The following is a 22,779-nucleotide window of genomic DNA, read 5'->3' as shown; positions in this document are numbered from 1 at the left end:
TTCTCTCCTATACGCAAATCCGTTTCATAGTAATTGCGGGATCAATTCTCGCGCCGTTCTCGTCACAGGCTCCCCCATACTGGTCGGGGTGAGCTTTGGCCTACCGCTGTGCGTCAATTCGCAAATATCACGAAACCCTTTGGTAGTGAAGCGATGCACAGCGGACTTGGCTGTTGGGGAAGTATCGTGAAAGCCATCAACAGTTCGCAATTAATGATAATGCGACAAGCTATTATCGCACAAAATGATATATTGAAAAAAGCCGCCTCTGCTCCTTCCGGTACAGTTGCTACCCCATCCCAGCCAGTATTCAGTGATGCTTTGAAATCTGCAATTGGAGATGTCAGCAAATTGCAGCACATATCTGGTGACATCACGCGTGAGTATACGTCAGGCCAGAGTAACGAAGTTGCTAAAGTGATGATAGCCAAGCAAAAAGCTTCACTCGGATTCGAATTGACGCTTCAGGTTCGCAATAAGCTGATCAAAGCATATCAAGACATCATGACCATGCCGGTGTGATATGAACGAACTCAGCCTTACCACTAACGATCAGATCTCTGACCCAGAGAAAGGGCTAACGCGGGTTGTTCCAATGAATGCCTTTGCATCCGGTGTGGATTGGCGAGACCGTTTGCGTGGTCTGGCAACGCAGCCTGCTATCATGCGTGCTCTTCCATTGCTTGGTTTGCTAACTGTCGTGGTGGCTGCCGGAGCCTTGTGGCTGGCATTACGGGAACCGCCGCAGCGCGACCTGTTCAGAGGGCTACCTGAAACGGATAGGGCCGCCGTTGCCGAAGCGTTAAAGCAATCTGATATTTCGTTTGATTTTAACGATACTACCGGGGCGTTGACCGTTGCGGAGAGCGACTACCACGAAGCCAAGCTATCGCTTGCCGCACAAGGGTTGCCCAAATCGTCGCCTGATGGTGACAGCTTGATTTCGTCTATGCCCATGGGCGCGAGTAGAGCAGTTGAAAACGAGCAACTACGCAGCGCTCGCGAGCTTGATTTAGCGCGGACCATAGAGGCTATGGATAATATAGTTTCGGCCCGGGTGCTTTTAGCTGTTGAACCGCCAAGCATATTTGTACGCGACCGATCAAAGCCATCTGCGTCGGTGATGCTAAATCTTGCTAGCGGAACACCGCTTACCGAAGCACAAGTGCAATCCATCATCCATCTTGTCGCTAGTTCAATTCCAGGCCTATCTGCCGATGCGGTAAGCGTTGTCGATCAAAATGGTCGGTTGATGTCCCGACAAGGCGATACAGGGTCCTCTGCTCAGGTAGAACGACACTTGATGGTGCAGGCGCAGGTCGAGGAACGGTATCGGCGAACCATATCATCATTATTAACTCCGATGATTGGCGCTGAGAATTTTACTGCGGAAGTTACTGCAGAAATGGACTTTTCCGAAAAGCAGGCCACTCGTGAAAGCTTTCCCAAAGAAGGCGCGCGGATCAGGTCCGAGCAAGGAAGCTGGTCCAGTGAACCAGGTGAGAAAGCAAGCTATGGCATCCCGGGGGCATTATCTAATCGTCCGCCAGAGGGTCCTGAATTAACTGATGGTTTTCAGGATGGTAAGGACCAGACGGATAAAGAAGAAATCAGCCGAACTTCTGAGAAATTTGCTCGCCGATTTGAATTGGACCGTGAAATATCGGTCTCCAAAGAGGCTGCCGGTTCGCTTAGTCGCTTGTCCGTTGCAGTCGCTTTGCGCTCACCAGTGGGAAGCAATCAGCGTTCCGAAGAAGAATTATCAGCTGTCGAAGCTTTGGTGAAGGGGGCAATCGGTTTTCAAGCGCAACGCGGAGATGTCGTTGCGATAGAGGCCCGTCCATTCATGCCGGTGGAAGTGGTAACACAAAACTGGTGGGAAGCGAGTTGGGTTTCCTTGATGGTCCGCAATCTCTCCGCATTATTCGTGGCGCTAGCATTGGTTTTTGGGATTGGACGTCCGTTACTCAAAAAATTCCGGTCGGACAAAACGAAGCTGTCAACTGAACAGCAACTGGAGCTGGCATCCGATCTGGATGAGGAAGTTGCCCATGCCAATAGGCGGCAGACTCCACCTGTTCGTCCAGTATCTCTGGATATGATTAGTTCAGCAGATGGTTATTCGGAACGAGCCGCGCTTATTCAGAACTTCGTGCGCCAAAACCCCGATCATGCGGCGCTGACTGTGCAGGATTTGCTTGCAGAAGATCAGACGGAAGGGGAAGCTGTCGATGGTTGAATCTGTCGTTAATGAAAAGAACGAGCCCCAGATAATATCGACTGTAACAGATGTTCAGGAGCATCATTTGTCCGGGCGTCAAACAGCAGCGATATTATTGATGATTTTCGGGGAGGATGAAGCCGCCGATATTCTGTCACGCCTGCTACCTGATGAAGTCCAGGGACTTGGCGAGGCGATGTTTGAGATTCGCAACGTCACCGAAGAAGAGGTCAATCTTGTATTTGACCGCTTCGTTGAACGGGCGCGCAGTCGTACGACTGTCGGTTATCGCGCAGACAAGCAAATTCAAAACATGTTCAATAAAGCACTGGGGCCCAGCCGGGCAGCAAATATGTTGTCTCGGGTCCGGCCACAGCAAAACTGTGCGGAATTGAACCAATTAAAATGGATGACGGCAGAAGAAGTTGTCGAGATGATAGCGGATGAACATCCACAGTTGATGGCAGTAGTCTTATCATTTCTTGATCCGGAAATTGCAGGGAAGGTGCTTCAGAAACTGGACGCTGATATTCAGGATGATGTTGTTTTTCGTGTCGCATCTATGGGTGCTATCAGCGCAAATGCTGTATCCGATATTGAATCATTATTGTCGAAACAGGTTCAGAAACCCGGTGTGATAATCGGTTCTCGTGCAGGTAACGCCAGTGACGCCGCTGCTATCATGAACAATGTCGAAAAACCGGCGGAACAACGGATCATAAAAGCGCTACTTAAGCGTGATAAGTCGATGGCGCGGGCAATCGAAGAAGAAATGCTTGTTTTTTCTGATCTTATCGCTCTTGAAGACAAAAGTCTGGGCACGCTTATCCGGTCTGTTGAGAATCCGGTATTGCTTTTGGCTATCAAAGGTGCGGAAAGCAGTCTGGCAAAAAAGATGTTCGCTTGCATGTCCAAACGTGCTGCGCAGTCCATTCAGGATGAACTGGCGGAAATGGGGCCAGTTTCCAAAGATGATGTAATCATTGCACAGAAACAGATAGTCGCGCTCGCCCGATTAATGGCCGAAGAAGGCACAATTATACTGAAAGGGCATAGTGATGACTTTGTATGATCATGGGCCCGATCACAATTTTGTATCCATGCAAGAGTCGGATAATCTGTTTGTAGCTGGCACGTGGCAAACGGGCGAACCGGGCTTTAATCCCAAATTCGCTCTAGCCGTTCATCAGGTAGATCAGGAAGTCGATGATAGTGGTGAGATTGACTGCGAGGAAGACAGTCCTCTTGCCTCAGACGCAACGCTTCTGAAAGTTGCCGAGGCTTATTCACAAGGATATCTTAATGGGCAGCAAGCAATTGCCGTTCAGCTTGACGAGAGTGAGGAAAGACAGAAGGCTCTCGCACAAGCCATAAGCCGGTTGAAACCGGTTGATGAAGCCAAGCTGGCGAAACAGCTTTGGGAAGCGGTGTTGTCGTTGTTTCGGCAAGCAGTTGGAAATGCGAAAATCGATGACGCGCTAATGCAACAGCGATGCGAAGAGGCGGTGAAATCCATTGATAGTGAACGGGGCGAGTCATGTTTGTACGTCGCGCCAGCTGATGTCGAATTCCTGCGATCATATGATTGTGCCATTCCGATCGTAGCGGATCCTGAACTGTTGCCCGGTTCGGTGTATCTGGATTCTGAATCAGGCCAGCTTACCTCTGGCACCTTATCGATTGAGCAGGACATTGCATCGCGCATCGGACTGGATGGCGGTGCGACATGTTGAAACTGGACTATGATCGGCTATCTCGTCTTTTGATTGAGACTGGCGAGATCACACCTGGGCCTGTGAAATGGGGGAAGGTGAAGTCATGTTCAGCAGGTTTGCTGCGGGTTAGCGGTTTTGATTACCCGATCGGATTTGGTGCCGAAATCAGTTCAGAAGATGGCCGGAATATTGGTGCCGAGGTTGTCGGTTTTGATGGCGCGATGACAACCCTTGCCCCTTTTGATGAACATGCGGCTATACGGGTAGATGCGCTGGTAAAACCTATGGCAAATGCAGCGGAGATTGATGTCGGTTCTGGTTTGATTGGCCGGATTATTGATCCTCTGGGCAATCCGATGGATGATATGGAGCCCATCATCGCAGAATCGGGATGGCCCCTGATGGGCCGGAAATCCAACATCATTCATCGCGGACGCATCACGGAGCCGCTGGATGTTGGAGTTCAGTCGATTAACGCGCTCCTACCGCTGGGCTGTGGTCAACGGGTCGCTGTTGTCGCCGGGTCGGGCGTGGGAAAAACTGTTCTAATGCAGCAACTTAGCTCTTCTTCCCAGGCCGATGTGATTATCGTAGGGCTAATCGGGGAACGGGCGCGGGAAGTGAGCGATTTTATTACTGCGAGCCGGAACAGCGGGATCGCGAAAAAGATGGTCATCGTTGCCGTTCCTGCCAATCACAGCCCGATTTTACGAATAAAAGCGGCTCAGCGCGCAGCCGCTATCGCCGAATATTTCCGGGATCAGGGCAAAAATATTTTGTTGATGATTGACAGTCTGACACGGGTTGCCCACGCGCAACGCGAAATAGGATTGGCTGCGGGTGAACCGCCGACGATTAAGGGTTATCCGCCCAGTGCAATTGCCCTGATACCGCAATTGCTGGAGAGGGCCGGGAGGGATACCGTGTCCGGCGGATCAATCACTGCAATTTACACTGTACTTGCCGATGGCGATGATCTTGATGATCCGATTGTCGATGCCGCGCGCGCTATTGCCGACGGGCATATCATATTGTCGAGGGAGCTGGCGGAGCAGGGGGTTTATCCTGCCATTGATATTGGCAAGTCAATCAGCCGCGTCGCTCAGGATATTATCGGCAGGGATCATGCAGCAGCACTACAGAACTTTCGATCCTTGTGGAGCTGTTACGCGGAAAACCGCGATCTGATTTCGATGGGGGCCTATCGCGCAGGGAGTGATGATCTGTTGGATCAGGCCATAGCGCGTCGCTACGATCAACTAGAGTTTATGAAACAAGCGGTTAACGAGAAGGTCAGCCGTAGCCGCTCTGTAGAGAAACTGGTCCGGGAGTATGGCGAATGACCCGACATATCCGGTCAAAGCAACGTATCCTCACCATTTGCAAGGTGAATGGCAAAATGACGGAGCGCGATTATCTGCGCGCGCGCAAGGATATCGTAAAAAGAGAAGCGTCCCGCGATCAACTTGGCGTCATGACGAAGCAGATGCTGGATATGGGCGGCTGTCTTTCGTCTGCAACGCTCGCGGCAAAGATGGAGTTTGGCCATCGGCTCATCTCTCTCAATCAGCATCAGAAACAGCGTATCGCGCAGGATGAGAAAGCAGCCGCGATGCTTTTATCTAAAGCACATTTATCAAAACAGCAGGAAGAGCAAGCAGCACAGAGTCTGCGGGCTACAACGAAATCTTTTGAAAACCGGCAACAGCAAAACCAGCCGGTGAGGACGAAAAGCCGTCATTTTGATAACAGGGAAGGGTAACAATATGAACGGTCTTGTCCAATTGACGCCGAAGTCCACGGCTTCTCCATTGAAATCACAGTCTATTCTGTCTGAAGATGAGCAGATTTCATCGAGTTTTTCCAATGCTTTTATCGACGCATCAATCAATGAAACCGCCAATAGCGCCACCAATATAGTTACGGCTGGTGATGGCATTGAAAGTGGGATTGACCAAAAGCTAGTGGAAAATAGCGAAGAGAATATTACCAATGACAGACCGGTCATTGAATCAGCGATAAGCGAAGAACCAGAGCCATTGAAACCGGATGTGGAATTGGCTTTACTCTCTGTCGTAGAGTCCAAAAAACCGGAAGTCTTTATTAAACCACGCGCAGGAGTCGAAGGGGAATCCGTAACTGGAGCCTTTCTTGAAACTGCTCCTATATCTGCGCCTATTTCCAAAGTAGCATCCGCTATCGCCAGTCCGGATCAATTGACGGCGGAAATCGTAGTATCACAAGGAGGAATAGAAGAAGATACAGCAGCGCAAGACAAATTATTGCAGCGTAGCACGCATATTCCGTCGCCGCTGGTTCGCGATGCTTCGATCAAAGATAAACCTGTAGCGATAACCGAGCAGCTGCCTTCAAAAGCCGCACGATCACTGGCTGAAGTTCCTGCGAAAGCCAGCGCAATGGAGCAAAAAATATTTACCGCGCTCGCATCAGATGATTTGGCGCCGGATGAATTCGCGCCAGTTGAAGAGGCATCATTACGTGTCGTGCGGTCCGGACCCGCCCAGTTAGTAAATGTCAATGTGTCGGCAGCGACCATCAACGATACCGCGATGACGCAAAACGCTGCTGCTTCATCAGCCATGTCCCCCGCACCATTGTCACCAATGGCTGTGTCCTCCACACTATTGCCTCCCTCGAATATGTCAGCACCTGTTTCTGCGCCGGTTCCGACGTTTGCACCGACATTGAATATGGATACGGGCAATGAATGGGTCTCCAGATTAAGTCAGGATATAGGCCAGCTATCGGCCGAAAAACCGGAATTGAATTTTCAGCTCAAGCCCGAACATCTGGGAAAATTGTCTATCAAAATCACAGCAGGTGCCGCGGGTGATATTGTTCGGATGGAAGCAGAAAATGGAAACGTTAAAGCGCTGATAATCAGTTCGCAAACCCGGTTGGAACAGGATATCCGGCTGTCGGGACTGAAACTCTCGCGCGTTGATGTTGTGGTGCAGGATGATGCACAGTTTGACCAAGGGTCCGGCCCGCGCGACGACGGATCGGGTAACCGTGCCACGGGTGAAAACTTGTTACAGGACGCGCAACGACAAGATCAGTCACCCAAATCCCGATCACAAGGCTTTTCGGCGGAGGCGGATATGCTCGCGCAAAATGATCGGAGTGCCACTGCCGCCACTTCCCAGCATTACGGCGCACGATACGCCTGATCCTTACATAAAATTGGAGAATACCTATGGCTGACGCCGAGAAAGCTGAACCTGTGCGCTCTAAACAGGGCCGACATATAAAGAAAAAGGCAATGGCCGTTCTATTGCTAACTGTGCTTGGCGCTGGCGGCGTGGCCGTTGGCTATTTTGCAGCAAATGGTTTTCAACCGTTAAATATGTCCGGTGAAGTGGAAATGCCCAAACTGGTGGCAAAGGAAGGCCGGTCGATAGATCCTGTGGTTATGACCACCAAACCAGCGGCTATAATTTCTAATGAGGGATCAAAGGACCAGATAGAGGAAAGCGCATATAAAGCGACTTATTATCCTATTGAAGATCCCTTTACGACCAATTTGAAAAATAGCGACAGCTTTGCACAGATATCCATTTCTGTAGCGACCTATTATGATGCACAGGTGCTGGACAATATTGCGGAGCATGAAACCGCTATCCGGTCGGCAATTTTAATGTCTCTTGCCGATCAGGAACTGGTAGCGCTTGGCACTCCGCAGGGCAAACGGACGCTGCAGAAGATATTGACCGATGCAATCAATGGCGTGCTGAAAGAAAAGACCGGCTTTGGCGGAGTCGATAATGTGTATTTCACCAGCTTCGTGGTGCAATAATGGCAAAGATTGTTTCATATAGTTTTGCTGAGAAGCCCGCCCATCGTCTGACAGATCTGTCGCCGCTCAGGCGGATATCGGACCGCTATGTTTCGGCCATGGAAAATGCGATTGAACATATTGCCGGTCAGCCCGTTCAAGTCGTTGCGGAAGAGATTGAATTTACGGCATATTCCCGGTGGTCATCGGCGCTTGATACATTGTCCAGCCTGTCGGTTTTCCGCCTTTACCCTTTGCGCGGTACAGTAATATTGCGTCTGGAAGAAGGGATGATTAACCATTTAATCAACGTCTATTTTGGCGGTGCCCCGGCACCTTCTGTGCGGAGGACAAAAGAGGGCTTCCGGCCAACCGAGATGCAGTTGATTGATCGTCTGGCGCCTTCGCTGATAGATCATCTGTGCGATATTTTCTCCGGCTACGGCCCGATGAAACCGGTTTTTCAGCGCCATGAGTCCAGCCCTTCGCTTATCACCGGTTATAAAGAGCAGGAACAGGTGATGCGCCAACCGTTCCGGATCACCGCTGACGCTAAAAATTCGTGGCAAGCTGAATTGATATATTCGTCCGAAGCGGCGGCGAGCGCGATAGAGTTTGTGCAGAACAAGGATATTGAATTACCGGCAGCATCCGATCCGTTCTGGCAGCAGCGGTGGGCGGAAAATCTGAAACAGATATATTTGCCGCTACGCAGCATATTGGCGCAGCCGACTATGCGGATGCCAGAACTTTTCGAGTTAAAACCCGGCGATGTCATCCCGATCACGCCGCAAGCCAACCCGCCATTATTTGTCGCTAATCGCAGATTCGCAACCGGCACATTGGGCGAGAAAAACGGCTGTGCCGCTTTCAGAATAGAACATATCGAACAGGGAGATAAAGGATGAGTGATACAAAGCCTGCTCAGGCAGCGAAAGCCACGAAGAACATAAATAAAGCAAAAGATAGTAAAGCATCTGCCCAAGCTAGTCAGCTACCGGGCCAGCAACCGGTAAAGCAATCCGGAAATAGCGAGAGTAGCCATTACCGCCTATTGGCCGATATTCCTGTGCGGCTGTCTGTCGAGGTGGGTTCGGTCTCCAAGCGTCTGGCCGATATAATGGCGTTTCAGGAAGGCGAGGTTGTCGAACTCGACCGGCAATCGGATGATCTGCTTGACATAAAGGTTAATGGCACGCTGGTCGCCAAAGGAGAGGTCGTCACGATTGATGGGCGCTTTGGTGTACGGATTGCCGAGCTAGCCGATCAATCTGCGGGTTTTCCAGCGGTTGAGAGGCGCTGACAATGGCGGTTTATATTCTAAAGCTGCTGATTTTATTGCCAGTCATGTGCGGGCTGATTTTTGCGGCCTTATGGCTATATCGTAAATATCAGCCCGCATTGATCGAAGGGCAGAAACAGCGCGGCATCAAAATGCTCGAAACACTGCCGCTGGGTAATTTTGCCAAGCTGGTCATCATTGAATTTGGTGGCCGGAAAATTCTTCTATCCGTGACCAGAGGCCGGGTAGAACGGATTGCGGCAAACGACGACGCGTCATGATCCGTTTGATAGCCTTTGGCGTCATGGCCGCACTATTGATGAGTGGTTTTGCCGAACCTGTATTTGCACAGGATGGCGGTTCAGGAGGCTTGGGCAAAGCTCTAGACGAAATTTCGGGCGATGGCAGACCTTTGACCCTGTCGCTCCAGATTTTGCTGCTGATGAGCTTGCTGACCATATTGCCGTCTATCATTTTGATGATGAGCAGTTTTACCCGCATTATCATTGTTTTGTCGATCCTGCGCCAGGCTTTGGGATTGCAGCAGACACCGCCCAATCAGGTGCTGGTCGGGCTATCATTACTTTTGTCATTATTTGTCATGAGTCCGGTTATTGATACCATTAATGTCGATGCCTATTCGCCATTCGGGGAAGGGGACATACCGGTTGAAGAGGCGATTAGTCGCTCTGGCACTGCGCTGCATGGTTTTATGATTAAACAAACACGGCAGTCGGATCTGAAACTGTTCATGGAACTGGCCGATGCTCCGCCGATTGCCAAGCCGGTAGATACACCGTTTACCATCCTTTTGCCCGCCTTTGTGACCAGCGAGTTGAAAACCGCTTTCCAGATAGGTTTCCTGATATTTCTGCCATTCCTGATCATTGATCTGGTGGTGGCGTCAACATTGATGGCACTAGGTATGATGATGTTGTCCCCGACAATTATATCCATGCCGTTCAAGCTATTGCTGTTCGTGCTGGTCGATGGATGGGCGCTGACGATGGGCACTTTGGCCGGTTCTTTTGCGACCTAGCGAGAGGAGACAATATGACTGACAGCAGTGACTTTTTTATTGGTATGGCGCAGCAAACATTGTGGATTACCGCGCTTGCCGCTGCGCCGATACTGGTGCCTGCGCTGCTCGGCGGATTGCTGCTGGGCATGGTTCAGGCAGCAACGTCGATAAACGAAGCAACGCTAAGCTTTGTGCCCAAATTGTTGATCGTGGCGATCATGCTGGGGCTTTTCGGCGGGTCGATCATGTATTTGATCGTTGATTTTACCCGTGACGTTTATGACCGGATACCAGCGCTGCTGGTTTGACAGACTGATATGATCGCGCCCGGATTTGCTGGATTGGAAGAGCAGCTATGGCTGTGGCTTTTCGCTATGATCAGGCCGGGTGCCGCTTTTTTTGCAGCTCCTGTTACGGGCGCGAAAATGGTTCCGGTGCAGTTGCGGCTTATCATCTCTCTAGCGGTCGGAATCGCGGCTGTCGGCGGGTCGGCTATCACATTACCGCAGGACGGGTTGATCAGTATCTCGGGCTTTGCCTTGATTGCCGGAGAGATTGTCATCGGCCTTGCTATCGGTTTTACAATCCAGATCGGCTATGCTGGCGCGTTTGTCGCGGGAGAGACGATCAGTAACGCCATGGGACTGGGTTTTGCTTCGATGTCAGACCCGCAAACAGGGCAATCCACGCCAGTCATCGGGCAGTTTTTGTCGATCATAGCGACGCTTATATTTCTGGCCATTGACGGCCATCTGATCCTCGCCTCCGTCATTGTGCGTAGCTATGAAAACTTGCCTCCGGGTGGCGGTATTCTGTCGGCGGATGCTGCGCTGAGATTGGCCCGGTTTGGCGGCACATTGTTCGTTGCGGGGCTGGCCATTGCCTTTCCTGTCGGATCTGCCTTGCTTCTGGTGCAGATCATCATGGGCCTGCTTGCGCGCTCTGCGCCATCGATGAACCTGTTTGCCGTTGGTTTGCCAGCGACGTTAACTCTTGGGCTGGTGATGCTGGCGATGGCCGCCCCTATGATGATTGACGGCATCGGAAGGACGCTGGTCCAATCGCTGGAATTTAGCGACACTCTGGCGAGTGATGCACAGAATAGCCGATAGGGGGGATAATGGCAGAAGGACCACCGGGCGGCGGTGAAAAAACCGAACCGCCCACACCCAAACGGCTTCAAGACAGCGCGAAAAAAGGCGATGTCCTACAATCAAAGGAGCTGGGCGGGGCGATGATCGTAATTGCCGGAGCAGCGGGATTTGCAATGCTTGGCGATATGCTGGTGGACGGGCTGGCGCAGATGGTAACCAGCGGCTTGACCATCGAACGCAGCGACATTGAACATTTCAATCCCGGTGAGCGGACTTATCGTCATCTGGGCAAGATTATTCTGCCATTTATTGGCCTGTTCTCGATAACTATATTGGCAGCTTTAGCCACGCCGTTACTACTCGGTTCTCTTGGTTTCCGCTGGACAGCGATGAAGCCGAAGGGAGACAAGCTGAACCCGGTAAATGGCCTGAAACGGATGTTCGGGACGCGCGGTTTGATTGAATTAGCCAAATCTTTGGCAAAGGTCGTGCTGCTTGGATTTATCGGACTATGGCTGGTTTATGCGAACCTGCCATATATGTTTGCGATGGGCATGCAGGATGTACGGGCTGCGGTAGGGCAGTTTGCCGATTTGTTCATTATCATCATCATGGTCATGGCCGCAGGATTTTTTATCATAGCCGGAATTGATGTGCCCGCGCAGATGTTTCAGCGCAACAAGCGGCTGCGGATGACTAAGCAAGAGGTCAAAGATGAACATAAGGATATTGAGGGGTCGCCGGAACTGAAATCGGCTTTGCGAAAAAGACAGCAAGAAACCCTGTCCCGATCCGCACGCAAGGCGATGGAAGAAGCGACTGTCGTGCTCAACAATCCCACTCATTTTTCCGTGGTTTTGCGCTATCGGCCCGGCATGGATGCCGTTCCCGTTGTTTTGGCGCGAGGCAGGGATGAAGTCGCGGATGCCATAAGACAATTGGCCGAAGAACGATCGGTACCGATGCTGCAATATCCGATGCTAACCCGCGCGATTTATTTTACGACGCCGGTAGGCGGTGTAATTGACGAGCGGCTGTATGTTGCTGTCGCTACCGTATTGGCGTTTCTGTTCCGGCTTGATGCACAAATTGCCGATGAACTGGACCGGCCCCATGTCGATCTGCCCAAAGAATTACGTTTTAACAGTGATGGACAAAGCGCCGAAGAATAGAGCGAGGAATAACGTCAAAGAATATTTCGAACGTTAATATAAATTTACCGCTGCCCTTGTCGTTTTGAGTTTCATGTTTGATTCAATATCCAATCTCATCGGCTCTGGTACCGGGGTGAATAGCGGGCAGCTTATTGTTGACCTCTTGGCGGCATCTCGTGAACCAAAGGAAGCCATTCTTCAAAACCGCCAACAAGCCAATCGTGCAAAAATTTCGGCACTGGCATCGGCTTCATCATCGCTGGATACATTTACCAATGCGTTGACGGGCTTGCTCAATGGCCGTGCTTTTTCCGGCAATCTGGTGTCCAGCCAGCCATCCTTGGCCACTGTTGGTTTTGTGGATGGCACCCGTCCTCAAGGGCTTCCCGCTACGCTTGAAATATCACAAATAGCGTCAGCTCGCCGGTTGGTGTCAGCGCCAGTTGCTAACAGCAATATTGCACTTGGTGCCGGAACTATGACCATTACAGGTGCCGGTGGTAGTTTTAGCGTAACTTTGGCGCCCGGTACAGATAGTCTGGCCGAGCTTGCCAATGCGATAAATCAATCAGCAGCCAATCAGGCTGGGCCAAAAGTTTCAGCCTCCATCATAACTGATAATGGTGGTGCCAGGCTTGTTCTGGAAGGGCAGGAGGGTGCAGGTCAGGCATTTACTGTAACCGGTGATTTTGCAGATTATAATTATCCGCCTGGCGCTGGTATGACTTTGGTCAGCGATGCAGCCGATGCGTTAATAAAAGTTGATGGCGTGGATCTAAGTTATAGCAGCAATATCATTGAAAACGCTATTCAGGGTATTTCGATCAATCTGAAAGCAGCGTCGCCGGGAACGCAAATTATCATCAGCGGAGATCAACCGGCAACCACTGTCGCCAATCTCGTCACGGAATTTGTGGATGCTTATAACCAGCTAAGATCCGCTCTGAACAATGCCACTTCTGTTAAAGCCGATGGCGAAGCAGGTCCATTGGCCGGTGATGCGGGTGTGCGGGAAATGATCCGTTCGCTTGGACAAATTGGCGCGACTGCTCTGGTCGATAACGGTCCCTATCGCGCCTTGTCGGACATCGGTGTGAAAACAAACCGGGACGGGACGCTTAGCATTGATAAAACCCGGCTTGATGCTGTTCTAGCTAATGATGTTGATGCGGTTGCGAATATGCTGGATCCGCTGGTCGTAAATGGTAATAATCCGGGGGTCGCCGGTGTGTTGCAAACGATAAGAGATCGCTTGCAAGGCGATAATGGCCCGCTGAAATCATCCCAAAACCGGCTGGAACAGATTAAAACCGATTTGGCAGAGGCTTGGGAAAAGCTGGATCAGGATAGCGAGCGCTATGAAGAACAGTTAAGCCGCAGCTTTGCCAATATGGACCGTCAACTGGCTCGGTTAAAAGCCACGCAATCCTACCTTACCCAGCAAATTGCTGCCTGGAATAACAATCGAGAGTAGGTTTCGGCCTTTGGACAAATCAGCAAGATAATCAGGGGAGAAAAAGCGTGTATAATATAAATTTGGTTGAATCAGGCTATGCCGCAGCCGGTAAAGAAGCACGGGTTATGAACGCCAATGCTCATGAGTTGATTACCATCCTGTTTGAAGAATTGCTGAATCTTCTAGACGAAATCTACGTGATCCAGTCGCGTGACGAAAAACGGGGAATTGCCGATCAACAAGCGATGGCATTAACTATTGTAGATTCCCTGATGATTAGTCTGGATATGGAAAAGGGAGGGGATTTGGCAAAAAATTTGCACCAAATATATTCCCAGGTGCGTCATTTAATTGCCGCTAAGGAATCGGCCAGCAGCTTGGAAAATAACCGTGCCGCGCACCAGATAATTTCTGAAATATATTCCGCATGGTTACAAATCGAGGTTTAATTTGCGCTTCTTCATGGCTCACCAAGCATCACTCAAGTCGTAAGGTTCGACAATTCCTATGACATATTGACTGCTACGATCCGCAGCCCTTTGCAAATGGCTATAGGCTTAGATTATGGCTTTACTTTCTCAATGGCTTTACTTTGCTCGTTCTTGCTGGTCATATGCAGATATGACAAACGAACAACAACCAAACAGCATTGACGCTTTGACCGGAAAGCCGATGCCAAAACCCATTCCTGCATCAACATTGGTGATTTTTCGGGATCAGGAAGGTGCTGCGGCACCGGATCTGTTAATGGTGGAGCGTTCGGCAAAAATGGCGTTTGCCGCTGGTGCTGCGGTTTTCCCGGGTGGACGGGTTGATGATGCCGATTATGATTTTGCCGCAACGCTGGGCCATGATGATGTCGATGAATATGCTGCGCGTATCGCCGCCATTCGCGAGTCAATTGAAGAAACCGGTATTGCAGTTGGCGTGGAAGGCGATCTACAGGCACGCCGGGTTACAGAAGCGCGTGAAGCATTGCATGATGGCACGATATTATCCGAGATATGCAACCAGTTTGATTGGCAATTGCGTTTGGAAAAGCTGGTGCCCTTCACCCGCTGGTGCCCGCCATTTGCTGAGAAACGGGTGTTTGATACGCGCTTCTATATGATCGCACATGATGACCATGCCGCAGAAGCCACAGTGGACGAGACAGAAAATTACAATTTGTTCTGGAGCAGCGCCCAAGGCGTGCTGGAAAAGGCGGAAGCGGGTGAAGTCAAAATTATTTTCCCGACCAAGCGTAATCTGGAACGACTAGCGCAATTCAACTCTTTTGCAGAAGCGGCAGAGCATAGCCGCCAGCATCCCGTGTCCTTGGTATCCCCCACAGTCGAAAAACGCGACGACGGTACGCATCTGTGTATTCCGGAAGGAATTGGCTATCCGATAACATCCGAACCAATGGACGCGGTGCAACGCGGTTTCAAGAAATAGCGGAAAAAATGGCGCGCCCGACAGGAGTCGAACCTGTGGCCTCAAGATTAGAAGTCTCGCGCTCTATCCAGCTGAGCTACGGGCGCGCACCTTTGGAAACCCCCTGTTTTGGGGAAGTCTCGCTTAATCGCAGTTTTCTGCGGCCTTGCGGGTAAACAGGATCGTATGGATTGTCAACCATGCTGATTGTATCTGATCATCACCGGACAAGTGATAGTTATGCCATTGAAACTTCACGGCGATTGGCTAACATCCCTCGATGAGCACCGACCCTATCAAACGCAGCAGCGCCGCCAGTCAGGCAGGCCATAATTTCCGCTATTTTGATTTTGTGATGGCCGCGTTTGTCACTGTCTTGTTGCTATCCAATATCATCGGCGCGGCCAAACCGACGTTTATCATGATTAGTGGTGAGCAATGGGTATATGGTGCCGGAATATTATTCTTCCCGCTTGGCTATGTCATCGGCGATATATTGACCGAAGTTTATGGTTATGCACGGGCGCGGCGGGTTATCTGGGCGGGCTTTGGTGCTTTGCTGTTCATGGCGCTTATGAGCTGGGTTGTCGTGTCCTTGCCACCCGCGGATGGCTGGGACGGGCAAGCGGCCTATGAAAGCGTATTTGGCCAGGTACCGCGCATTGTGGCAGCATCCATAGTCGCTTTTTGGTCAGGAGAATTTGTCAACAGCTATGTCATGGCACGGATGAAGCTGTGGACTCGCGGCAAAATGCTATGGTCACGCACAATCGGCTCAACCATAGTCGGGCAGGGGGTTGATAGCCTGATCTTTTATCCGCTCGCATTTTGGGGCGTATGGGAAACCTCAGCGATATTCATGGTTATGGCATCTAACTGGTTACTCAAAGTATCATGGGAGGCAGCATTGACCCCTGTGACCTATGCCGTAGTGGGCTGGTTAAAGCGGAGGGAAGGCGTGGATATCTATGATGAATCCACGGATTTCACTCCCTTCAAAACCTCTATTTGAAAAGCGGCTATTCAATGATGCGGCTTTTCTCTGCCCAGTGCGCGAAAATGAAAAAAATGATGGCCAGCACCAATATGAGTAATTGCATAAACCAGCCGGCCAGGTCGAAATATTCTGTATAGCCGTCGAGAATGAAAAAGCTGGAAAACTGGACCAGCACTGAGATCAGGGATAGCAGGAACAGGCGAACTGTAATCGGCCTTCGGAGCAATAGCATTACCGCTCCCAGAAACCCGGTAATGGCCGCTACGGCAAAGGCGGCGCTCGCCCAAAAAGGGCGGTTGGCGAATAAATTCTGTTCTACCGCGGTCAATCGTGCAAAATCCCCTGCGCTCATTGTGACTTCAGATGCATAGGCGGCGAGTCCAAAACTGTTCCATATTAGCGCAAAAACCGCACCGATCCAGAACCAGACCGGGGTATGAGCCTGTCTATTATATGCCATCTATATTTTCCTCTAGTCAAAAACCCGAACTCTTTAACAATACTGATTTTGCTCATTGAAAAACTAGATAACTCCGATGAATTTAATCAATTTCATAAATTATAAAATTACACTATAATAGAGCCATCATTCAAATGGAGATAAATATGATCGGTAGAAATGTCCCTCAAGTAACCCTTCACACCCGCGTTCGTGACGAAAGCGTAGACGGTCCTAATCCGTTTCGTTGGGAAGATGTAGATACCAAAGATTTGTTCAGCGGCAAGCGTATTGCTGTGTTCTCCCTGCCCGGCGCTTTCACGCCAACCTGTTCAAACGAGCAATGCCCTGCTTTTGAACGGCTTTATGATGAGTTCAAAGCCAAAGGTGTTGACGAAGTATATTGTATTTCGGTCAATGACGCTTTCGTGATGTACCAATGGGGTAAGTCACTGGGTCTGGAGAAAGTCAAATTGCTGCCAGACGGATCGGGCGATTTTACCCGTCGTATGGGTATGTTGATCAAAAAAGACCATCTTGGTTTTGGTGATCGCAGCTGGCGTTATGCAATGATTGTCGATGACGGAAAAGTCAGTGCATGGTTTGAAGAGCCTGGCATTAACGATGATGGCTCGGACAGCGATCCTTATGGTGAAACCAAACCTGAAAAATTGCTGGCTTGGCTAGACGAGAATAAAGGATAAAACAGCCTCATTTTTGGCTGAACAAGCATTGCAGGGGCCGCGAGCGAATATTCGTTCGCGGCCCTTCTGTTTTGTGGATAATCTGAATTTGAATAATATATGGTGCAACTGTTAGCAGGCTATGACAACGCTCAACAAACCAATCATCATGACGGCCACAATGGCCAAACAGGATTTTTCATGGGCCGACAGTCTACGCCGTCAATATTATCCGCCCGAGCGCAATTTAATCTCTGCACATATTACGCTTTTTCACCATCTGCCGCCTCAAGCGTTGGAGGAGGTCAAGCGGTCTGTCATAGACATGGCCCGGCATAGTAAGCCGCCCGAAACAATGCTTCAACGTTTGATCCATCTGGGCGGCGGAGTGGGGTATCAGCTACATTCGCCAGATCTATTGGCAATGCGGATGGAATTGGCAGACAGGTTTCACGGTTTATTAAGCGTACAGGACCAACAGGTTCCCCGGCTTCACATCACGATACAGAACAAGGTGTCTGCGAAAGAAGCCAAGCAATTGCTGAACCATTTGTCGCTTGAATTCGAGCCAAGGCCCTTGCAGATCAAAGGTCTGGCGCTGCACTATTATATGGATGGACCTTGGCACGAAATTGGAGAATGGCCATTTCGCGGCTGAACAATAATTTAGTCCCGATAATCTTGAACAGGGGCTAGACGCGTTCGACTTCCTTAATCGGAATATTGGTATCCGCTAGTTGTGTCGTATCAAGGCATAGTCCGCTTTCTACTATTTTGCGACCCTGCACATAATCCTTGGTTGCATTAACGCAATCAAGCGCGATAACCTTGCCATCTTTCAAATAGATTATGGAGAATTTACGGCTCGCCGGATCTCCGCGCACCACATATTCATCATGGCCGCTGGAAAGACCGACTGTTTGCAATTTCAGATCATATTGATTTGACCAGAACCATGGAACCGCATCATATTTGCAATCTTCACCCATGATATCCAAAGCCGCAACTTTTGCCTGGTCATTGGCATTTTGAACTGATTCAAGCCGGATATGCGCGCCATCAGCATAGCGATTGCCATGTGCGGCGCAGTCACCAATCGCATAAATACTGTCGAGGCTGGTTCGGCAATGCTGATCGACATCGACACCGTTCCCTGCGGCAGCACCAGCAGCAACCAAAGGACCGGTTTCGGGAATAATGCCAATACCAACGATAATCATATCTGCATTCAGAACGCGCCCGTCCGATAGCTTTACGCCCGTAGCCATGCCATTTTCATCGGTTTCAAAAGCCTCAACCGTCGCTTCCAACTCAACGGTAACGCCTTGCTTACGGTGCTCTTCCTCATAAAAACGAGACAGGGTTTCGCCCGCTACCCGCGACAATACGCGGTCGAGCGATTCCAATATCGTCACTTTTTTGCCCAGCTTGGTCAATACGGCGGCGGCCTCAAGCCCGATATAGCCTCCTCCGACTACGACCACTGTTTCGGTAGTGGGCAGGGCAGCCATAATCTTGTCCACATCGGCTCGTGAACGCACACCATGGATATTGCGCGCCTGACTCCCCGGACAATCCAACATGCGCGGTGAACCACCGGTGGCCCAGATCAAGTTGCCGAATCCGATTTCATCATCGGTGCTAAGCGTGACAGTTTTTCCCACAGGATCAACTTTGGCGACGCGATAACCGGTTAAAAGATCAATCTCCCGTTCACTCCAAAAACTTTCAGGACGCAGCATGATACGCTCGAAAGGCTTATCTCCGGCCAGATATTCTTTTGAGAGTGGTGGCCGCTCATAGGGGGGATATTTCTCGTTACCCAACAGTCCGATCGTTCCGTCAAACTTTTGCTGTCGCAACGCAATAGCGGCCTGAGCACCGGCATGGCCTGCTCCAACAATCAGTGTGTCGTAAAATTTATTCACATTCTGCCCCTTTGCATCGTGATCTGGCACGGGCACGACTGTTAGCGCGTATAATAGCCGCCATGCAAGTATTAGCAGAAAATGAGCTGCAACTTGTTGACCGATCAGAATGCTGTGCCTATAGCGCCGCGGACCAAGGAATTTTGAAGCGATTCTGATCGCATCAAAAACCGGTGTACCAGATTGATTTTTCAATCTGATAATCGGGTCAATTGGCGGAGTAGCTCAGGTGGTTAGAGCAGTGGAATCATAATCCATGTGTCGGGGGTTCGAGTCCCTCCTCCGCTACCAATCTCGAATCCGCATGGGTTCGCTTGCTTCCGCATACATCCGTAAACTTCAATTAAAACAGAATGATGTGAGTGATTCGCGTCCGCTTGCGTGCGCATGCATTCGCTTGAAGCCGGATTTGGTGTGGGGGTATTTTGGGGGTATTTTCCGGGGGTAGCGAAAAGGAGCGATACCCCCAATGGCCTTGAGTGAGATTCAGATCAAAAAAGCGAAGGCGGCTGAGCGTCCATACAAGCTTGCGGATGGGGAGGGATTATTCCTCCTGGTGCAAAAGAACGGCTCGAAGCTCTGGCGGCTGAAATACCGGTACCACGGGAAGGAGAAGCTGCTTTCTTTCGGTGCCTACCCCGAAGTCGGAATAGCGGCCGCAAGAGAACTCAAGAGAGCTGCCAAGGGTGTGCTGGCCGAAGGCAGGGACCCGATGGTTCACAAACCGGGTCGGGACTTCGAAGAGGCTAAGACCTTCAGGGCGATTGCCACCATGTGGCATGAGAACAGAGCAAGTAGTCTCAATCCCGCCCATGCGAAGCGCGTGTGGTCGCGGATGGAGCAGGACGTGCTTCCTGTCTTAGGCGAGCTCATGATGCATGAGATAACTCCACCAGAAGTCCTGAAGGTCATTCGGAAGATCGAGGAGCGCGGCGCGCTCGACATCAGTCGACGGGCCAAGCAATGCATTGGTCAGGTATTCCAGTTCGCGATTGCCAGCGGACTTTGCGATTCCGATCCAACGGCGCATCTTCGGGGGGCTTTGAAGCCACGTCCTCGGGTCAAGCATATGGCGAAGCTGCCTCTGGCACAGCTACCCGAACTCATCATCAAGATGGAGCGATACCAGGAAGAGGGTGAGAGACGATCCGAAATTACGCGGGCGGCATTGACCTTTGCTCTTCTTACATGGGTCCGGACCAAGGAACTCCGGTTCGCCAAGAAGCACGAGTTTGAAGGTCTAGTCGGAGATTTACCAGTTTGGCGCATTGGCGCTGATCGGATGAAAATGGGCCGCGAGCATATCGTGCCTTTGTCGCGACAAGCCGCTTCTCTTGCTCAAGATATGATCAGCAAGTCCGAAGGCGAATACGTCTTTCCAGGCCAGAAGCCCAAGATGCCGCTTTCCGAGAATACGATGATCTATGGCCTCTATCGCCTCGGTTACCACGGGCGACAAACTGTTCACGGCTTCAGGGGTCTGGCGAGCACCTGGGCGAATGAGCAGCTGGTCGAGGTCGGCGAACCACCGATGTGGATCCGCAGATATCATGAAGACTGGGTCGAACTGCAATTGGCACACAGCGAAGAGAACGAGGTTCGCGGGGCATACAATGCTGCCGAATATCTCGCTCCCCGTCGTGCAATGCTGCAGGATTGGGCAGACTTCCTCGATTCCATCGGCGGCAAAGCGCAAAACATTGCTGTTTTGAGAGCCGCTTGACCTGCTCCTAGGCGGGCACCTGCCCCAGCCATTCGACGCGAAGGCGGTCGAACCCGACAACGATACCCTCTGCGGTAACCTCAAATCCAAAGTCGTTGTTTGAGGGTTCGTAGTCTTCGAGAACCCAATGATCTCCGGCATCGGTTACAATTACGGCTCCCCGAGGAAGGTGCTCGAGCCGTCCGCTGATCCTTTTCCGATTCGTAGTCATATCGAACCGTATGCCATCCATCGGTCGACAACGCTCTTCACATATCCAGGTGTTTCACGATTTTTCGGTATCCCGCCGGCTCGCGACACAGCGCCGGGTCCAGCATTGTATGCGGCCAGCGCGAGATGGATCGCACCGAAGCGCTCTAGCATCTGCTTCAGATACCGCGCGCCGCCATCGATGTTCTCAGCCGGATCGTGGCGATTGCTGACACCAAGTTCTCTTGCCGTTCCCGGCATGAGTTGAGCGAGCCCAGCGGCGCCAGCCGGACTGATTGCCATCGGGTTGAACCGCGATTCCTGCCAAATCAGGGCCTGAAGCAGTCGAGGCGGCAATTGGTATCGCGCTTCAGCTTGCCGGATGAGTGGCTCATACAAGGCTTCCTTGAAGCTTCTATCGATATAGGCCGCGCCGCCATCTGGCTTGTCCAAGTGGATTGCAGTCGGGTTGAAAGCGCGCCCTTTGTCGGTTGTAACCTCAACTGTGCCGAGGTCATGGTCGAAGACCTGAAACTCCTGCGCGTGCGCGGATCCCGAAATCGCAATCGCGAGCGCACCGCAACCACAAGCCACCAGAGACATTCGCATTGAATTACCTTTCACCTTGCCTCGATCCGCAAGAGAACATAAATAGAACGAATGGGTGTAGGAAAACGTTTTTTTGCGAGTTTATCCGAGAGGAGAGGGGTTCGTCTGGAAGGGGCAATTGTGAGGCGATGGAGCCGGTATGCCTGTTTCGAATTCAACCCTGTCACGTACCTCGCTTGAGGACACCGCCCGCAACATCTGCGAAAGCCGAGGGGGCAAATGGTCAGGCACAAAGGGGATGGCCTGCTGCCCCGCACACGAAGACCGCACACCTTCGCTCGGCGTGACGCTCGGCCGAAAGGCTATTCTCTTCCATTGTTTTGCGGGCTGCGATCAGCAGAGCGTGCTTTCCGCTCTGGCACGCGAAGGTTTCGAGGTGGCCAGGTTTTTCTCGGGTTCTTCGGCCGAGGATCAGCTCGAGCCAACCAGGGTGCGCAAACCCTCGGCAGCAGCGTTGAGGATCTGGCGCGAAGCAGAACCATTGGGTGGCAGTCCGGCGAAGGCCTACCTTGAGAGCCGCGGCATCCTGGCCGCATCTTCAGCTCTTCGCTTTCATCCACGCACGCCACTCGGGCCGAAAGGACGGACCCGTTTTCTTCCCGCTATGATTGCGGCGGTCAGCCTCGACGAGGGGCCAATCGCGATCCACCGCACATTTTTGTCCGTCGAGGGCTCAACCAAGGCAGCCTTCGAAAAGCCAAAGCGCGCGCTTGGCTCGCTCGGTGAAGCTGCTGTCCGTCTCTTTGCTCCGGTTTCCGGGAAGCTCGGCCTTGCCGAGGGGATCGAGAGCGCGTTGTCAGCCTATGCGCTCACCGGCATTCCCGTTTGGGCGACCCTCGGGAATGAGCGCTTCGGTCTCGTGAGCGTGCCCGAGACCGTGACCGAACTCCACCTCTTCGTCGATCACGATGCTGGCGGCAAGTTGGCCGCTTCTCGTGCCCTGGCCGCCTATGCCCGCGATGGACGCACGATCCACGTTCGCAAGCCGTCATCACGCGGTACCGATTGGAACGATGAACTTACAGCATGGCTGCACCGCAAGGCGGCACAGTAAGA

27 protein-coding genes and 2 tRNA genes are annotated in these 22,779 nt (G+C 51.4%); 24 read left to right on the top strand and 5 right to left on the bottom strand.

Annotation, left to right across the window (positions count from 1 at the left end; genetic code table 11):
* Positions 1–186 precede the first annotated feature (186 nt).
* The 18 genes from fliE to AB1K62_RS04615 all read left to right on the top strand — a co-directional run bounded on the left by fliE (position 187) and on the right by AB1K62_RS04615 (position 15,176).
* On the top strand, positions 187–522 hold the full coding sequence (fliE, locus tag AB1K62_RS04700) for a flagellar hook-basal body complex protein FliE (RefSeq protein WP_367001623.1): 336 nt from the start codon (positions 187–189) through the stop codon (positions 520–522).
* Position 523: 1 nt separating this feature from the next.
* The gene (fliF, locus tag AB1K62_RS04695; RefSeq protein ID WP_367001621.1) at positions 524–2,239 is read left to right on the top strand and encodes a flagellar basal-body MS-ring/collar protein FliF; all 1,716 of its coding nucleotides are present in this window, start codon (positions 524–526) and stop codon (positions 2,237–2,239) included.
* Positions 2,232–3,293, top strand: a complete 1,062-nt coding sequence (gene fliG / locus AB1K62_RS04690) for a flagellar motor switch protein FliG (RefSeq protein ID WP_367001619.1) — start codon at positions 2,232–2,234, stop codon at positions 3,291–3,293. The genes fliF and fliG overlap by 8 nt, the downstream gene beginning before the upstream one ends.
* On the top strand, positions 3,280–3,954 hold the full coding sequence (locus AB1K62_RS04685; RefSeq protein WP_367001618.1) for a FliH/SctL family protein: 675 nt from the start codon (positions 3,280–3,282) through the stop codon (positions 3,952–3,954). The genes fliG and AB1K62_RS04685 overlap by 14 nt, the downstream gene beginning before the upstream one ends.
* Positions 3,948–5,279, top strand: a complete 1,332-nt coding sequence (locus AB1K62_RS04680) for a FliI/YscN family ATPase (RefSeq protein ID WP_367001615.1) — start codon at positions 3,948–3,950, stop codon at positions 5,277–5,279. Before AB1K62_RS04685 ends, AB1K62_RS04680 begins: the two co-directional genes overlap by 7 nt.
* Entirely contained in the window at positions 5,276–5,698 is a 423-nt protein-coding gene (locus AB1K62_RS04675) for a hypothetical protein (RefSeq protein WP_367001612.1), read from the top strand. Before AB1K62_RS04680 ends, AB1K62_RS04675 begins: the two co-directional genes overlap by 4 nt.
* A gap of 4 nt (positions 5,699–5,702) precedes the next feature.
* A complete protein-coding gene (locus tag AB1K62_RS04670) occupies positions 5,703–7,127 on the top strand; it encodes a flagellar hook-length control protein FliK (RefSeq protein ID WP_367001610.1) in 1,425 nt (474 codons plus the stop codon).
* A 26-nt stretch (positions 7,128–7,153) separates the two neighbouring features.
* Positions 7,154–7,753, top strand: coding sequence for a flagellar basal body-associated FliL family protein (locus tag AB1K62_RS04665; RefSeq protein WP_367001608.1), 600 nt, complete (start codon positions 7,154–7,156; stop codon positions 7,751–7,753).
* On the top strand, positions 7,753–8,640 hold the full coding sequence (locus AB1K62_RS04660) for a FliM/FliN family flagellar motor switch protein (protein WP_367001607.1): 888 nt from the start codon (positions 7,753–7,755) through the stop codon (positions 8,638–8,640). Before AB1K62_RS04665 ends, AB1K62_RS04660 begins: the two co-directional genes overlap by 1 nt.
* On the top strand, positions 8,637–9,035 hold the full coding sequence (gene fliN, locus AB1K62_RS04655) for a flagellar motor switch protein FliN (protein ID WP_367001606.1): 399 nt from the start codon (positions 8,637–8,639) through the stop codon (positions 9,033–9,035). Before AB1K62_RS04660 ends, fliN begins: the two co-directional genes overlap by 4 nt.
* Before the next feature lie 2 nt (positions 9,036–9,037).
* Positions 9,038–9,295: a flagellar biosynthetic protein FliO gene (locus tag AB1K62_RS04650; RefSeq protein WP_367001604.1), complete on the top strand. Its 258-nt coding sequence runs from the start codon at positions 9,038–9,040 to the stop codon at positions 9,293–9,295.
* Positions 9,296–9,333: 38 nt separating this feature from the next.
* Positions 9,334–10,053: a flagellar type III secretion system pore protein FliP gene (fliP, locus tag AB1K62_RS04645; protein ID WP_367002062.1), complete on the top strand. Its 720-nt coding sequence runs from the start codon at positions 9,334–9,336 to the stop codon at positions 10,051–10,053.
* Between the two features lie 14 nt (positions 10,054–10,067).
* The gene (locus AB1K62_RS04640) at positions 10,068–10,343 is read left to right on the top strand and encodes a flagellar biosynthetic protein FliQ (RefSeq protein WP_367001602.1); all 276 of its coding nucleotides are present in this window, start codon (positions 10,068–10,070) and stop codon (positions 10,341–10,343) included.
* Positions 10,344–10,352: 9 nt separating this feature from the next.
* A complete protein-coding gene (gene fliR / locus AB1K62_RS04635) occupies positions 10,353–11,147 on the top strand; it encodes a flagellar biosynthetic protein FliR (protein WP_367001600.1) in 795 nt (264 codons plus the stop codon).
* Positions 11,148–11,155: 8 nt separating this feature from the next.
* A complete protein-coding gene (locus AB1K62_RS04630; RefSeq protein ID WP_367001597.1) occupies positions 11,156–12,301 on the top strand; it encodes a flagellar type III secretion system protein FlhB in 1,146 nt (381 codons plus the stop codon).
* A 73-nt stretch (positions 12,302–12,374) separates the two neighbouring features.
* On the top strand, positions 12,375–13,757 hold the full coding sequence (gene fliD / locus AB1K62_RS04625; protein WP_367001596.1) for a flagellar filament capping protein FliD: 1,383 nt from the start codon (positions 12,375–12,377) through the stop codon (positions 13,755–13,757).
* 62 nt (positions 13,758–13,819) lie between these two features.
* A complete protein-coding gene (locus AB1K62_RS04620) occupies positions 13,820–14,188 on the top strand; it encodes a flagellar export chaperone FliS (protein WP_367001594.1) in 369 nt (122 codons plus the stop codon).
* Positions 14,189–14,360: 172 nt separating this feature from the next.
* Positions 14,361–15,176 carry an NUDIX domain-containing protein gene (locus AB1K62_RS04615; protein WP_367001591.1) on the top strand — a complete coding sequence of 272 codons (816 nt, stop codon included), beginning with the start codon at positions 14,361–14,363 and terminating at the stop codon, positions 15,174–15,176.
* Positions 15,177–15,185: 9 nt separating this feature from the next.
* Here the strand turns inward: AB1K62_RS04615 and AB1K62_RS04610 are convergent.
* A tRNA-Arg gene (locus AB1K62_RS04610) sits at positions 15,186–15,262 on the bottom strand.
* A gap of 173 nt (positions 15,263–15,435) precedes the next feature.
* On the opposite strand from AB1K62_RS04610, the gene AB1K62_RS04605 reads away from it, so the two are divergent.
* On the top strand, positions 15,436–16,167 hold the full coding sequence (locus AB1K62_RS04605; protein ID WP_367001588.1) for a queuosine precursor transporter: 732 nt from the start codon (positions 15,436–15,438) through the stop codon (positions 16,165–16,167).
* A gap of 7 nt (positions 16,168–16,174) precedes the next feature.
* Here the strand turns inward: AB1K62_RS04605 and AB1K62_RS04600 are convergent, their stop codons facing one another.
* Positions 16,175–16,612, bottom strand: a complete 438-nt coding sequence (locus AB1K62_RS04600) for a hypothetical protein (protein WP_367001586.1) — start codon at positions 16,610–16,612, stop codon at positions 16,175–16,177.
* A gap of 146 nt (positions 16,613–16,758) precedes the next feature.
* On the opposite strand from AB1K62_RS04600, the gene AB1K62_RS04595 reads away from it, so the two are divergent.
* Both AB1K62_RS04595 and AB1K62_RS04590 read left to right on the top strand, forming a co-directional pair.
* Entirely contained in the window at positions 16,759–17,295 is a 537-nt protein-coding gene (locus tag AB1K62_RS04595) for a peroxiredoxin (protein ID WP_367001584.1), read from the top strand.
* A gap of 121 nt (positions 17,296–17,416) precedes the next feature.
* Positions 17,417–17,932 carry a 2'-5' RNA ligase family protein gene (locus AB1K62_RS04590; protein ID WP_367001582.1) on the top strand — a complete coding sequence of 172 codons (516 nt, stop codon included), beginning with the start codon at positions 17,417–17,419 and terminating at the stop codon, positions 17,930–17,932.
* Between the two features lie 34 nt (positions 17,933–17,966).
* On the opposite strand, the gene AB1K62_RS04585 is transcribed toward AB1K62_RS04590, so the two are convergent.
* Positions 17,967–19,202, bottom strand: coding sequence for an FAD-dependent oxidoreductase (locus AB1K62_RS04585; RefSeq protein WP_367001579.1), 1,236 nt, complete (start codon positions 19,200–19,202; stop codon positions 17,967–17,969).
* Positions 19,203–19,416: 214 nt separating this feature from the next.
* Here AB1K62_RS04585 and AB1K62_RS04580 point away from each other — a divergent pair.
* Positions 19,417–19,493: transfer RNA gene (locus AB1K62_RS04580), tRNA-Met, on the top strand.
* 178 nt (positions 19,494–19,671) lie between these two features.
* Positions 19,672–20,925 (top strand): integrase arm-type DNA-binding domain-containing protein, encoded by a 1,254-nt coding sequence (locus tag AB1K62_RS04575; protein ID WP_224800986.1) that lies wholly within the window; start codon positions 19,672–19,674, stop codon positions 20,923–20,925.
* Between the two features lie 7 nt (positions 20,926–20,932).
* Here AB1K62_RS04575 and AB1K62_RS04570 read toward each other — a convergent pair whose 3' ends face one another.
* Positions 20,933–21,136, bottom strand: a complete 204-nt coding sequence (locus AB1K62_RS04570) for a DUF5818 domain-containing protein (RefSeq protein WP_224800987.1) — start codon at positions 21,134–21,136, stop codon at positions 20,933–20,935.
* Complete coding sequence (locus AB1K62_RS04565) at positions 21,133–21,717, bottom strand: lytic transglycosylase domain-containing protein (protein ID WP_224800988.1); 585 nt, start codon at positions 21,715–21,717, stop codon at positions 21,133–21,135. Before AB1K62_RS04565 ends, AB1K62_RS04570 begins: the two co-directional genes overlap by 4 nt.
* 145 nt (positions 21,718–21,862) lie before the next feature.
* Between AB1K62_RS04565 and AB1K62_RS04560 the strand changes: the two genes are divergently transcribed.
* Positions 21,863–22,777: a toprim domain-containing protein gene (locus tag AB1K62_RS04560; protein WP_224800989.1), complete on the top strand. Its 915-nt coding sequence runs from the start codon at positions 21,863–21,865 to the stop codon at positions 22,775–22,777.
* Positions 22,778–22,779: the final 2 nt, after the last annotated feature.

It is taken from the genome of Parasphingorhabdus sp. JC815 (assembly GCF_040717415.1).
GTDB lineage: Bacteria > Pseudomonadota > Alphaproteobacteria > Sphingomonadales > Sphingomonadaceae > Parasphingorhabdus.
Note: the sequence above shows the minus strand (reverse complement) of the source record. Positions and strands in the feature narration are given on the sequence as shown.